The 12,855-nt window shown below is 74.1% G+C and carries 12 protein-coding genes and 1 pseudogene; 11 read left to right on the plus strand and 2 right to left on the minus strand.

What is annotated here, in order from left to right; all coding sequences use genetic code 11:
- The 9 genes from C1I97_RS18060 to C1I97_RS18100 form a co-directional block, all read left to right on the plus strand.
- On the plus strand, window positions 1–973 hold a 973-nt coding region (locus tag C1I97_RS18060; protein ID WP_111004247.1), incomplete at its 5' end, for a CapA family protein.
- Window positions 974–1,051: 78 nt separating this feature from the next.
- The gene (locus C1I97_RS18065; protein ID WP_111004248.1) at window positions 1,052–1,372 is read left to right on the plus strand and encodes a hypothetical protein; all 321 of its coding nucleotides are present in this window, start codon (window positions 1,052–1,054) and stop codon (window positions 1,370–1,372) included.
- 69 nt (window positions 1,373–1,441) lie between these two features.
- Window positions 1,442–1,894, plus strand: coding sequence for a YbhB/YbcL family Raf kinase inhibitor-like protein (locus C1I97_RS18070; RefSeq protein ID WP_111004249.1), 453 nt, complete (start codon window positions 1,442–1,444; stop codon window positions 1,892–1,894).
- A gap of 107 nt (window positions 1,895–2,001) precedes the next feature.
- Entirely contained in the window at window positions 2,002–4,197 is a 2,196-nt protein-coding gene (locus C1I97_RS18075) for a xanthine dehydrogenase family protein molybdopterin-binding subunit (protein WP_258382622.1), read from the plus strand.
- On the plus strand, window positions 4,194–5,105 hold the full coding sequence (locus tag C1I97_RS18080; protein WP_111004257.1) for an FAD binding domain-containing protein: 912 nt from the start codon (window positions 4,194–4,196) through the stop codon (window positions 5,103–5,105). The genes C1I97_RS18075 and C1I97_RS18080 overlap by 4 nt, the downstream gene beginning before the upstream one ends.
- Window positions 5,102–5,584 (plus strand): (2Fe-2S)-binding protein, encoded by a 483-nt coding sequence (locus tag C1I97_RS18085; RefSeq protein WP_111004251.1) that lies wholly within the window; start codon window positions 5,102–5,104, stop codon window positions 5,582–5,584. The genes C1I97_RS18080 and C1I97_RS18085 overlap by 4 nt, the downstream gene beginning before the upstream one ends.
- Window positions 5,585–5,666: 82 nt before the next feature.
- Entirely contained in the window at window positions 5,667–6,041 is a 375-nt protein-coding gene (locus tag C1I97_RS18090) for a VOC family protein (RefSeq protein WP_111004252.1), read from the plus strand.
- 406 nt (window positions 6,042–6,447) lie between these two features.
- Complete coding sequence (locus C1I97_RS18095; RefSeq protein ID WP_111004253.1) at window positions 6,448–7,470, plus strand: peptidoglycan-binding protein; 1,023 nt, start codon at window positions 6,448–6,450, stop codon at window positions 7,468–7,470.
- A 213-nt stretch (window positions 7,471–7,683) separates the two neighbouring features.
- Window positions 7,684–8,034, plus strand: a complete 351-nt coding sequence (locus C1I97_RS18100) for a hypothetical protein (RefSeq protein WP_111004254.1) — start codon at window positions 7,684–7,686, stop codon at window positions 8,032–8,034.
- 141 nt (window positions 8,035–8,175) lie between these two features.
- Here C1I97_RS18100 and C1I97_RS18105 read toward each other — a convergent pair whose 3' ends face one another.
- Entirely contained in the window at window positions 8,176–9,162 is a 987-nt protein-coding gene (locus C1I97_RS18105; protein ID WP_111004255.1) for an ArsR/SmtB family transcription factor, read from the minus strand.
- A gap of 137 nt (window positions 9,163–9,299) precedes the next feature.
- On the opposite strand from C1I97_RS18105, the gene C1I97_RS18110 reads away from it, so the two are divergent.
- Window positions 9,300–10,745, plus strand: a complete 1,446-nt coding sequence (locus tag C1I97_RS18110; RefSeq protein ID WP_111004256.1) for an alpha/beta fold hydrolase — start codon at window positions 9,300–9,302, stop codon at window positions 10,743–10,745.
- Between the two features lie 103 nt (window positions 10,746–10,848).
- Here C1I97_RS18110 and C1I97_RS39960 read toward each other — a convergent pair whose 3' ends face one another.
- Window positions 10,849–10,986 carry a hypothetical protein gene (locus C1I97_RS39960; protein ID WP_181446781.1) on the minus strand — a complete coding sequence of 46 codons (138 nt, stop codon included), beginning with the start codon at window positions 10,984–10,986 and terminating at the stop codon, window positions 10,849–10,851.
- A gap of 365 nt (window positions 10,987–11,351) precedes the next feature.
- Between C1I97_RS39960 and C1I97_RS18120 the strand changes: the two are divergent.
- Window positions 11,352–12,612 (plus strand): annotated as a pseudogene (locus tag C1I97_RS18120) (RNA-guided endonuclease InsQ/TnpB family protein).
- Window positions 12,613–12,855: the final 243 nt, after the last annotated feature.

Raw genomic sequence — 12,855 nt, forward strand, 5'->3', positions numbered from 1 at the left:
GCCGATCCCCGCCCCGGTCCCGCCCGAGTGGCCGTGGGGCGAGGCCCTGCGGGTGCTGGCGGCGGCCGCCCCGGACGTACGGGTCGTGAACCTGGAGACCTCCGTGACGCGCAGTGACACGTTCGCTCCGGGCAAGGAGATCCACTACCGGATGCACCCGGCCAACCTGCCCGCCCTCACGGTGGCCCGGCCCGACGTCTGTGTCCTCGCCAACAACCACACGCTCGACTTCGGCCGTGCGGGGCTCCTGGAGACACTCGACTCCCTCAGCGGCGCGGGGCTGCGGGCGGCGGGCGCCGGCCGGGACGCCGAGGCGGCGTACGCCCCGGCGGTGTGCCCGGTCGCGGACGGCACCCGGGTGCTGGTGTTCGCGCTGGGGACGACGTCCAGCGGCGTACCGCCGAGCTGGGCGGCGACGGCGGGGCAGGCCGGTGTCGCGTACGTCCCCGAGCCGACGGAGACGGCCGCCGCCGAGGTCGTCGAGCGCGTACGGCGGGTCAGGCGTCCCGGAGACCTCGTGGTCGTCTCCGTGCACTGGGGTTCCAACTGGGGGTATCGCGTCCCCCAGGAGCAGACCCGCTTCGCCCGCGCGCTGGTCGACGGCGGTGTCCACGTCGTCCACGGGCACTCCTCGCACCACCCCCGGCCCGTCGAGGTGTACCACGACCGGCTGATCCTCTACGGCTGCGGCGACTTCATCGACGACTACGAGGGCATCTCCGGCTACGAGGAGTACCGCGACGACCTGCGGGTCGCCTACCTGCCCTCCGTCGAGGCGGACACGGGACGGCTGACGGAGCTGCGCATGGTGACGCTGCGCGCCCGGCGGATGCGGCTCGAGCCCGCCGCCGAGGAGGACCGGGCGTGGCTGCGGGCGACCCTCGGCCGGATCAGCCCGGGGGTGGTCCTCACCTCGATGCCGGGCGGCGTACTGAGGGCGGTACGGGAGACGGCCGCCGTGCGGGGTCCGTGAGAAAGCCCACCACGGGTGTGTGAGGAGAGGGAGGCGGGTAGCCGCACCGACCGGATGCCCCTTCGAGGAGGAAGAAGGATGATGAAGAAGCTGATGCGGCATATCGCGACCACGGGCGTTTCCGCCGCGGTCGTCGGTGGCGTTCTCCTCGCCGGCGGCGGCCCCGCGGCGGCGGCAGACTCCCGGGCCGCCGGGCACACCGCCGCCCGGACGCCCGTGGCCGACACCGCCCACCACGTCTCCGAGCACCGCGCGGGCCGCCCGCATGTGGATCCCTGGGTCGCCGGCCAGCTGGCCTGGTTCTACCCCTCGGCCGCGAAGCGGCTGGCCGTCTACGATCCCTGGGTCAAGGACCAGCTGGCGCTGGTCACGCCCTCGGCCGGCACCCGCGCCGGCTGAGGGGGACGGTTGTCCGCCGTTCGGCCCCGGGGGCGCTCCGGCCGTCGCCTCCCGCGGTATGGCTGAGACATGGCCGGTATCGAACTGCGCAGCACGGCGTTCAACGATCACGCGCCGATCCCGCGACGTCACGCACGGGACGGCGAGAACGTCTCTCCGCCGCTGTCCTGGTCGGGGGTACCCGACGACGCCGCGGAGCTTCTCCTGCTCTGCGAGGATCCCGACGCGCCCACCGGCACGTTCGTGCACTGGCTCGTCACGGGCATTCCCCCGGCCGACGCCACCCTCGACGCGGGGCAGTCACCTCCCGGCGGCCAGGTCCGGGCCAACGGCTGGGGAGAAAGGGGCTGGGGCGGCCCGCACCCGCCGGCCGGGGACGAGGCCCACCGTTATTTCTTCCGCCTCTACGCCCTGCCGGAGCCGGTGTCCCTTCCCGGCGGCGCCACCGCCGACGACGTGCATCGAGCGGTCGACGCGGCGCAGTCGGCCAGTGGCACCATCGTCGGGATGTACCAGCGCTGACCGGCGCCCGCGCATGACCGCGGCCGCACGCGGTACTCGGCGACCGCGGTGTCGTGACCGTTGGGCTGGGAGGGTCGATGGCTGGCCCGAGTTCCGTGGATGAGGCTGTGACACGGGTCGAGGACGGACCCCTGCTGTCGGGACGCGGCCGGTTCGTGGCCGATCTGCGCGTGCCCGGGTGCGCGGAGGCCGTCTTCGTGCGCAGCGAGGTGGCGCACGGTCTGGTGCGGACGGTGGACCTGGGCGCGGCACGGCGGGTCCCCGGTGTGCTGGGCGCGTGGTCGGCGGCCGACCTCGCCGATGTGCCCCGCGTGCCGGTGATGATGGACCCGGAGGTGACCCGCGACCGGCCCTGGCCCGCCCTCGCCACGGACCGTGTCAGGTACGCGGGCGAGCCGCTGGCGGTGGTGGTGGCCGGGAACAGGTATCTCGGCGAGGACGGCCGGGACGCCGCCCGGGTGTCGGTCGACGCCCTGCCCGCCGTGCTCGACCCCGCCCGGGCCGCCCTCGACGAGGTCCGCCTGTTCCCGGGCGTGTCGAACGTGGCCGTGGAGGCCACCGTCGGGGAACCGGTCGATCCGCGGGTGTGGGACCGGGCGGCGGCCGTCGTCGAGGCCGACTACCGGCACCCGCCTCTGTGCCACACCTCCCTGGAAGCCCGCGCGATCCTGGTCCGGCCCGACTCCGGTGGCGGCATCACCGTGTGGTGCTCCCACCAGGCACCGCACCGGCTGCGCGACGACCTGGCCGGCGCCCTGGACCTTCCGGGCGGGCGGGTGCGCGTGGTGGTGCCCGAGGTCGGCGGCGCGTTCGGCGGCAAGAGCGAGACGTGGCCGGAGTACCTGGCGGTGGCCCTGACCGCGCTCCGGCTGGGGCGTCCGGTGCGGTGGGTGGAGGACCGCGCGGAGGCGTTGGCGGCCGCACCGCGCGGGCGCGGGCAGAGCCAGTGGGTACGGCTCGCCGCGGACGCCGACGGCCGCTTCCTGGCACTGGAGATGCGTACCGACGCGGCTGTCGGCGGGTATCCGCACACCGGCTCGTTCCTTCCGGAAGTGACAGCGAGGATGGCCTGCGGCGCCTACGCCGTCCCCCGCGTGTGCGTACGGGCGCGGGCCGTGCTGACCACGACCCCGCCGCTGTGTCCGTACCGCGGTGCGGGCCGGCCGGAGGCGGCCTACGCGGTGGAGTGCACCGTCGACGCGCTGGCGCGCCGCCTGGACCTGGACCCGGCCGAGGTGCGCCGGCGCAACTTCGTCCCACCGGACGCCTTCCCCTACGCCACGCCGACCGGCTTCCGGTACGACAGCGGGAACTACGCGGCGGCCCTGGAGCTGGCGCTGAAGACCGCCGACCACGCGCGGTGGCGCGCGGAGCAGGCCCGCCGCCGGGACCGGGGCGGCGCTCCGCTGGGCGTGGGCATCTGCACCTACGTGGAGCGGTCCGGCGTCGGGGGCGAGTTCGGGGCCGTCGAAGCCGGCCCCGACGGCTCCTTCACCGCGACCTCGGGCTGCTGCTCGACCGGGCAGGGGCATGCGACCAGCTTCGCCCGGGTGGTGGCCTCCGAGCTCGGTGTGGACCGGCACCGGGTGCGTGTGGTGGAGGCGGACACGGCCGTCGTGCCACGGGGCGTGGGGTCCTTCGCCTCCCGTTCCCTGCAGATCGGCGGCGAGGCACTGCTGCGGGCCGCCCGGGACCTGGTCGCCGAGGCCCGGAGCCGGGTGGCCGCCCTGACCGGGCGGCCCGCCGGCGAGGTCGCCTTCGAGCACGGCGTACTGCGGGCGGGTGGCCGGACGTTCACGCCGGCGGAACTCGCCGCGGACCGCCCCCTGCGCGCCGAGGTCCAGGTGGAGCCCCCGCCTGCGTTCCCCTTCGGGGCCTACGTGGCCGTGGTCGAGGTGGATCCCGGGCTCGGCACCGTCCGGGTGCTGCGGCTGGCCGCCGTGGACGACTGCGGCACCGTGGTCGACCCGCTCGTGGTGCGCGGGCAGACGTACGGGGCGATCGCCCAGGGGCTGGGCCAGGCACTGTACGAGGCGGCCGTGCACGACGACGGGGGGACGCCCCGGGCGGTGTCCCTCCTGGACTACCTGCTGCCCACCGTGTCGGAGATGCCGGAGGTGGTCCTGGAGGAGACGTGCACGCCCAACCCGCACACCCTGCTGGGTGCCAAGGGGGCCGGTGAGGCGGGCTGCATCGGCACCCCGCCCGCCGTCGTCAACGCCGTCGCCGACGCCCTGCGGGTCGACCCGTCCGCGCTGGGGATGCCGCTCACCCCCCGGACGTGCTGGGAGGCGGGCCGGTGAAGCCCGCGCCGTTCGAGTACGCCGCGGTGGGCTCGCGGGAGGAGGCGCTGCGGGAACTGGCCGCCGCCCCGGAGACGACCCGTGTGCTGGCCGGCGGGCAGAGCCTGGTGCTGGAGATGAACCATCGCGCCGTACGTCCCGCCCGGCTGGTCGACATCAACCCGGTGGCCGGCTTCGACCGGCTGAGGATCAGCCGGACGCCGGGCACGGGGGCGTGGCTGCGCGTCGGGCCGCTGGTCCGCCACCGCGCCTTCGAGCGCCCGGTGGAGGCGGGGCCGCTCGGGCGGCTCCTGGCCCGTACGGCGCACTTCGTCGCCCACCCGCCGATCCGCGCCCGCGGCACCATGCTCGGCAGCCTGGCCTACGCCCACCCGACCGCCGAGTGGCCGACGCTGGCCGTCGCCCTGGACGCCGAGGTGGACCTCGCCCGTGTCCACGACAGCCGCACCCTGCCCGCCGAGGAGTTCCTCACCGGGGCCTTCAGCACCGCCCTGGCCCCGGGGGAGCTGCTGGTGCGGGCGCGCTTCCCTCTCCTGCCCGCGGCGACCGGCGTGGCCTTCGTGGAACACCGGCGCACCGGCGCGAGCTTCGCCCAGCTGTCCGTGGCCGCCGCCCTGCTGGTCGAGGAGGGCGTCGTCGTCGACGCGCGGCTGGGGCTGGCCGGTGCCGCCGCCCGGCCCGTGCGGGCCCGGGACGCCGAGCGCGTGCTGGTCGGGCGGCCGCCGAACGAGCAGGTGATCACCGCGGCGGCAGCGGCGGCCTCGGCGTACGTGGCCGATCCGCCGGCCGATCCGCCCGCCGGTGCACACGCAGCCGCCGCCTACCGGCGCCATGCGGTGCGGGTCCTGGTCCGGCGGGCGCTCGGGCAGGCCCTCGACGACATCAGCGACATCGTGGAGCGGTCATGAGGATCTCCCTGACGGTCAACGGCGAGGAACGGCACCTGGAGGTCGAGCCCCGGCGGACCCTGGCCGACGCGCTGCGGGAGGACTGCGGCCTGACCGGCACCCACCTGGGATGCGAACAGGGCGTGTGCGGGGCCTGCACGGTGCAGGTGGACGGTGCCGCGGTCCGCAGCTGCCTGATGTTCGCGGTGCAGTGCGACGGCCGTGCCGTGCGCACCGTCGAGGACCTGGCCGCGGCCGACGGAACCCCCCATCCCCTGCAGGCGGCCTTCGCCGCCGAACACGCCCTGCAGTGCGGCTTCTGCACCCCCGGCTTCCTCATGCTGGCGGCGGCCGCCCTGGAGGACGATCCGTCCCTCGCCCACGACCCGGAGCGGCTGCGCGAACTGCTCACCTCCAACCTGTGCCGCTGCACCGGTTACGAGGCGATCCGCCGCGCCGTACGACGCGTGGCGGAGGCGGCCCCCGCCCCCGGCAAATAGTTCGACGATCCCCCACGCGCACGACATCATCCTGCGAGCAGGAAGCAACAGGCTTCACCGACCGACCGTCCCCGGAGGACCGTTGAACCCCACCATCCGCCACATCACCTTCGACTGCACGGGTGACCCCTACGACCTCGCCTCGTTCTGGAGCGCGTTGCTGGGCCACCCGCTCTCCGACGACGACAAGCCGGGCGACCCGGAGGCCCTGATCGAGGACCCGAACGGCGGTCCCGGCCTGCTCTTCGTCCGTGTGGAGGAGGGCAAGACCGCCAAGAACCGCCTCCACTTCGACCTGCGGCCGACGAACCGCACCCGCGCGGAGGAAGTGGCCCGCGCCATCGGCCTCGGCGCCCGCCGGCTCGCCGACCGCACCCGCCCCGACGGCAAGGGCTGGGTCGTCATGGCGGCCCCGGAAGGAAACGAGTTCTGCATAGAGCGGGGCGCACAGGGCTGACGCCACCCGACCGGCGCGGCGCTGGAGCGTACGAACGTACGCGTGCCCGGAGAGAGTGGCGGCCGGACCGTCCTTCCTACGGGTGAGCGACGCGTTCCGGGAGTGCGATCGCATCGGCACACCTCCGGGTGAACGCGTGCTCTCCGCACCGGCTCCCGGCGCGGCCCCCCGAAGGGCCGGGGACGGCCTCGCCACGGGGCCGCGGCACGTCCGGTGGCCGCGTGGGGGTGCGGGCGGTCCGGGGCGGATGCGCCGCCCCCTTCGTCCGTCATCGCTACGCTCTGCGCTGCTGTGGGCCGATGCGTCCGTACTTGCCGTTATGCGCGTGGCTGACCTGCTGTTATGCGGCAATGCAGGCGGTGCGGACGCCCGGCTGTTCCGCATGACGACCGGGAGGGACACGGACATGGCGCATGAGCCGGACGGACAGGAGCGGGAGCAGTGGCCGACGGTGCGGTTGTCGCGGCTGCTGCGACGCTGGTGGGAGGAGGCCGGGAGCCCGCCCGGCGGCACGCGGCCCACGCAGCAGGCGCTGGCCTCGCGACTGGGCATCGACCAGACGACGCTCTCGCGCTACCTGAATCCGAAGCACGCGTCGACCGCTCCGCCGAGGGTGGTGGAGGCGCTGCACGCCCAGCTGCGCGCTCCGGCGGCGGAGCTGGCACGGGCACGGGAGTTGTGCCGGGCGGCGCTGGAGGAGAACAGTCGTCAGGTGACCGCCGGCAACGGACCGGCGCTCACCGGCGCGACCGGCGCCGCGAACGGTACGGGCGGGCGCGGCTCCCCGGGCCGGCTCCGGTTCCGGTGGGCGCTGCCGACGCTGGTGGCCGCGGTGATGCTGGCCTTCGTCGCCGGGGTGGTCGTCCGCGGCCAGTACGCCTCGCCCCCTCGGGCCGCGGCGGAAGACGCGGCCGGCGCTGTTCCGCTGAGCGGCGCGTCGATCGAGTGGCCGCTGCTGATGAAGCGGAAGGAGGACCAGTTCACCCGTGCCCGCGCCCTGCAGCACCTGCTCATGGCGCACGGCTACGAGGTGAAGGCGGACGGCTTCTTCGGGGACGAGACCCAGGACGCCGTCATGGACTTTCAGCGCAGGCACACCCTGCCGTCCGACGGCAAGGTGGGCAAGGACACGTGGCCCGCCCTGGTGCGGACCGTCGGCCCTGGAGCCGACGGGCACGCGGTTCTGGCCCTCCAGGAGCTTCTGCACAACACGGGTCTGGGCGGCACGGAGGTGTCGGGGGAGTTCACCGCGGCGACCGCCGAGGACCTGAGGTTCTTCCAGAGCAGGCACGGCCTGCGGCCGACCGGCCGGGCGGACGTGGACACCTGGCTGGCCCTGCTGGTGTTCCAGCGCCCGCCCGCCGGCACCCCCGCATACCAGAGGTCCACGGGCCCGCATGGCGTGCAACTCCCTCCCATGGGGGCATAACCGCAGGCCGGAAGGGTTCCTCGCGGGGTGCGCGGAGGCTGCATGGATGCCCTTGTGCAGACGCCCGGGAATGTCTTCCCGCACCTTGCTCCCCCGGGCAGTCTGGTGTCGTGCCCGGCGCTCCCGGACGGCCCGCCCTCGTCGGCGGACGGCGTGTCCGGGGCGTGACGCCGGTGCTTTTCCTGTCAGTTCTCCACCCGAAGGGGTACCTCCATGTCCGCTGTCCGCAAGACCGTCATGTCCGCACTGTCGACGATCGTCCTCGCCGGCGGGCTGGCCGTCGGCGCCGCCGGCACGGCGAGCGCCGCCACCTGCCCGTCCTCGGCCTCCCCGAAGATCAGCGGTGCGGAAGCCAGCTGGACCCTGCGCTGCTCGGGCAACTCCGTGCGGGTGTCCGGCTGGCTCGAGGACACCCGCATGGACGGCAAGTGCGCCGTGGTCCGCGTCGTCGGCGGCAACGGCGCGTCCCGCTCGAAGAAGGCCTGCGGCTCCGGCGTCCGGGAGCAGTTCGACTACACCTTCACCGGAACGAACAAGGCCGAGCTGCGCCTGGCCGTCGCCTGACCCCGTTCCGGGGCGGGCCGTGGTGCCCACCCCGGAACGCCCGGCAGTGAGAGGGCACCGGTGTCCCGCCGGACCCGGAAGCGGCCGCAGGCCGGGGGCCGGGGGCCGGGCCCGAGGATCGGCCGTGACGTCGTACAACCCCTAACGGGTTCCTGCCAGCCGGGAGCCCGCCGGGGTGCGGCGGTAGAGGACCGTGCGTCCGGAGCGGGCCCGGGTGACGAGACCTGCCCGGTGCAGTACGCCCAGGTGGTAGGAGACCGTGGCCGGACTGAGGTAGTGGTGTTCGGCGAGTTGCGTGGTGGAGGCCGGGCGTGCCAGTGCCGTGAGCAGGCCGGCGCGGGTGGGGCCGAGCAGCCGGGCCAGTTCGGCGGACGGAGGCACCGGAGCGGTGGCCCGGTCGCGTACGGGATACGCCACCATGGGCGGTCTGCGTCCGCCGCGCACCGGGTCCACGGCCACGGCCGGCCGTGCCGCCACCAGTGACGGGACCACGATGACCAGGGGCACGGCCAGCCACACGGTGAACCGGCTGTCCACGCGCAGCGTGCCGTCGGACCACGCGATGCCGGGGTGCAGGGAGTTGAAGAGCCCGGCCGCGCCGTGCCGGGCCAGCACACCGGCACAACGGTCGACCTCCGCTTCGAGGACCGCCCTGGCCGTCTCCCAGTGCGGGGCGAAAGCCAGGTCCCAGTAGCGCCGCAGCTCCTCCGCGGCCTGCCGGGCGACGTACGCGCCGCCGCGTGTCATGGCCCGCCGCACCTGCGGGGGCAGGGTGGAGCCGGCCAGGCCGCTGCCCGGGCGGCCGTCGCGCAGCGTCCCCAGTTCGCCCAGGACGCGGTCGGGCGGGGTGCGGCGCACCCGCTCCAGTTCCTCCTCGATGGAGGGCGAGGGGCCGGACGGATGCGGGCTGAGGAAGTCCGGTACGTAGCCGCCGCCGTCCAGGGCCAGCTCCGACAGCAGCGGAAGCCGCGCCCGACGCAGCACGCGCCGGGCGCGAGCGACCCACGGATCGGCGTCCCGGGCCGGGCGCACGCCCCACGGCAGCAGCGTCGCCGCGACCTCGTGCAGCGGCGAGACCGCGAAGCGTGAGCGGGCCAACCCCGCGGCGTCCACGCTGAGTTCGATCACGGCCCTCCCCCTGTCGCCGGCCTCGCCACGTCCCTTCGAACCTGCTCGAATCGTCGCACGGAAGCTCGCCCCGGCAGGCCTGTTCGGCGCAGCCTGGTGCCGGCACGGGAGACAGCGAGGATGTGGGGGTGCGGGGGATGCTGCGGGTGCGAGCGATGCGGAAGGGCCGCAAGGCGCGGAGGAGTGGGAGACCCGCGGCGCCGGCGACGGTCGCGCTGGCCGTCGCCGGCCTGCTGACGGTGTCGGGGACGTGTTCGTCCGCGGCGCCGGACCGGGCGGTCGCGGCGCGGGCCGGGGAGAGCGGGGGACTCTCCGGCGCCGCGGCCTGCCCCGGCCCGAAGGGCTTCACCTGCGCCACGCTGACCGTTCCGCTCGACCACCGCGGCGGTGTGCCGGGCCAGCTGGGCCTGAAGGTCGCGATGGCGGACAACGTGAAGGCTCCCAAGGGCGTCCTGGTCTTCCTCACGGGCGGTCCCGGCCAGCCGGGCGTGCCGTTCGTCGAACGGCTGAGCAAGGTGCTGGCGCCGGTGCTGAAGGATTACCGCCTCGTCATGTTCGACCAGCGCGGCACCGGCGCCAACGCGCTCCAGTGCCCGCAGCTGCAGCAGGAGATGGGCTCGTCCGACCTGACGCCGCCCACCGCCCGGGCGGTCACGGACTGCGCCGCGGCCATCGGTCCTGACCGCCGCTTCTACAGCACCGGTGACACGGTCGCCGACCTGGAGTCGCTGCGCCGGGCGCTGGGCGTACGGCAGCTGACCCTCGACGGGGTGTCGTACGGCAGCTACACCGCCGAACGGTACGCCCTGGCCCACCCGCAGCACGTGGCGCGGCTGGTGCTGGACTCGGTGGTGCCGCAGACCGGTTACGACCCGATGAACCGCGCCGCCCTGCGCGCGGCGCCGCGCGTGCTGACGGCGGCCTGCAGGGCGACGGGCTGCACCACGGACCCGGCCGCGGACCTGGCGGCGGTGGTCGACCGGTACGGCAACGGCGTCGACGTGATCGACGCGCTGACCACCTGGGAGTTCGTGGACCCGGACTACGCCGAGATGATCGACGCCCTGCACAGGGCGACCAACGGCGACCCGGGACTGCTGCGGGGCCTGATCGCGGGGGTGCGGCAGGGCAGCGCGGCGAGTGCGGAGGAGCTCAGCCAGGGGCTGCACGCCTCCACGCTGTGCCTGGACGGGCGTTACCCGTGGGGCAGGGCGGACGCACCGGTGGCCGGACGCGAGGAGGCGCTGGAGAAGGCGGGTGCGGAGCTGACACCGGCGGACTACGGCCCCTTCGACGCCGCCACGGCGACCGGCCTCGGCTCGATGCTCAGCTGTCTGCACTGGCCGCGCACGCCCGTGCCGCCGCTGCCGCCGCGGCACCGCCGGCTTCCGGGCGTACCGGTGCTGCTGCTCGGCGGGGACCGGGACCTGTCGACCCCCGTGGAATGGCTGTACGACCAGAAGAAGCTGACACCGCGGGCCCAGGTCGTGGTGGTGCCCGGTGCCGCGCACTCGGTGCAGAGCCGGGCGGCCGACGACAAGGGCCGCCAGGCGGTGTTCGACTTCCTGCTGGAGCGGCGCTGACGTCCGCGCGGGCGAGGACCGGCCGTGCGGTGGCCCGGGCCCGGCCCGGCCACCGCACGCCGTGGGTCCCGCGGCCCCGGTCGGCGGGGCGACGGTCAGCGGGTCAGTACCAGACCTGCTGGCCCTTGGTGATGGTGTCGTAGTAGCCCTGTCCGCCGCCGAGGTGCAGCAGGTGGCGGGGGCGCGCGCTCTGGCCGCCGGGCTGGCGGTGTCGGCCTGTGGAGCCGGTGTAAGACCTCAACGGAGAACTCCGGGCGGGTGGTCGGCGACGAAGCAGGAAACCCCACGGCGCGAGCCGTAGGAATCCCCTCGTTCACGAGGGGAGGAAGTCAAGTACCAGTCGTAGACCCAGGTGCCGTCGGCCAGTTGGTCCCAGGTGGTGAACGGCCCGCCGGCTACGAGAGGTGCGTGACACCGCGGAGGTCACGCACCGGGAACTGGCCCAGCGGGCCGGCTACCGGGATTCATTCGCAGTGCACCGGCGCTCAGGCCGGTGGTGAAGCGAATCCTGTGGGCGCGACGCGGAGCGCCGCAGGATCGTTCCAGCGGAGCTGGATTCGGCTGATCCACCCCGGACTGCCAGCGTTCGGTGTTAGCGCCCCGATCATGCGACTTCGTTACGCCTATCGTCTCGACCCGACACTCCGTCAGCGCGCCGCGCTGGCCCGGGCGTTGGGGTGCGCGGGTGGTGTACAACGACGCGGTCGCGGCGCGGGAGCGGGCCCGGGCGGCGGGTCAGCCGTTTCCCACGGCGGCGGTGCTGTCCAGGACGCTTCTCACCGAGGCGAAGAAGACCCGTGAGCGACACTGGCTGGGCGAGGTGTCGGCGGTGGTGCTGCAGCAGGCGCTGCGGGATGCCGAGGCCGCCTACCGCAACTTCTTCGCCTCCCTCACAGGCGAACGCCGGGGACCGAAGCTGGGCGCGCCGCGTTTCAAGTCGCGCAAGGACGCGAGGCAGGCGGTCCGGTTCACCGCCAACGCCCGCTGGTCCATCACCCCCACGGGGAGGTTGAACCTGCCGAAGATCGGCGAGGTGCGGGTGAAATGGTCCCGTCTCCTGCCTGCCGTCCCGTCCAGTGTGACCGTGATCAAGGACGCGGCGGGCCGGTACTTCGCCTCCTTCGTCATCGACACCGACCCGGCCGCCGACGCGGCCCGCATGCCCGACACCGACCAGAGCATCGGTATCGATCTGGGGCTGACGCACTTCGCGGTCCTGTCAGACGGCACGAAGATCGACTCCCCGCGATTTCTGCGCCGCGCGGAGAAGAAGCTGAAGAAGGCCCAGCGGGAGCTGTGCCGCAAGCAGAAGGGCTCGAAGAATCGAGTCAAGGCCCGCCGGAAGGTGGCCTGCGCGCATGCGCGGGTGGCCGACGCGCGCCGCGAGTTCCTCCCCCAAGCTCTCGGCCTCGCTCGAGCAGGGGGGACCCCCATCCAACTCTCCACGAAAGTGATCCGCGAGAACCAAGCGATCGCGGTGGAGGACCTGGCGGTGGGCGGTCTGGCGCGCACCCGGCTGGCCAAGAGCGTCCACGATGCGGGCTGGTCCCAGTTCGTGAACATGCTGGAGTACAAGGCCGCCCGGTACGGGCGGACCCTCGTGAAGGTCGGACGGTTCGAGCCCACCAGCCAGGTGTGCCCCGCCTGCGGCCACCGCGACGGGCCCAAGCCCCTCAGCGTGCGGGAATGGACCTGCACCGCCTGCGGCACGGTCCACGACCGGGACCACAACGCCGCCATCAACATCAAACAGGCCGCCGGACTGGCGGTGACAGCCTGCGGAGCGCCGGTAAGACCAGAACCCGTTCTGGCACAGCGTGAAGAAACAGGAAGCCACGGAATCCGAACCGGAGCCCGTGCCGCGTAGCGGCACAGCACCGGAACGGAAGGCCAGAATCCTCGGGCTTCAGCCCGAGGAGCAAGTCAATCCGCTGCCGCCCTCTCCGCGGCGAAAAGCGGGCGGAAGACCCCCACCTGGGACGTCACCGCCTCCTTCGTCAAGGCACTGGGGCAGGACCCGCTGCACTGGCGCTCGTTGTGGGAAGCGGCGTCCCGGGACGGGAACAAGGCCGGTGACGACCCGGGCCTCTCCCCCGCGGCAGCCGCCGCC

It is taken from the genome of Streptomyces sp. NTH33 (genome assembly GCF_003236365.1).
Lineage (GTDB): Bacteria > Actinomycetota > Actinomycetes > Streptomycetales > Streptomycetaceae > Streptomyces.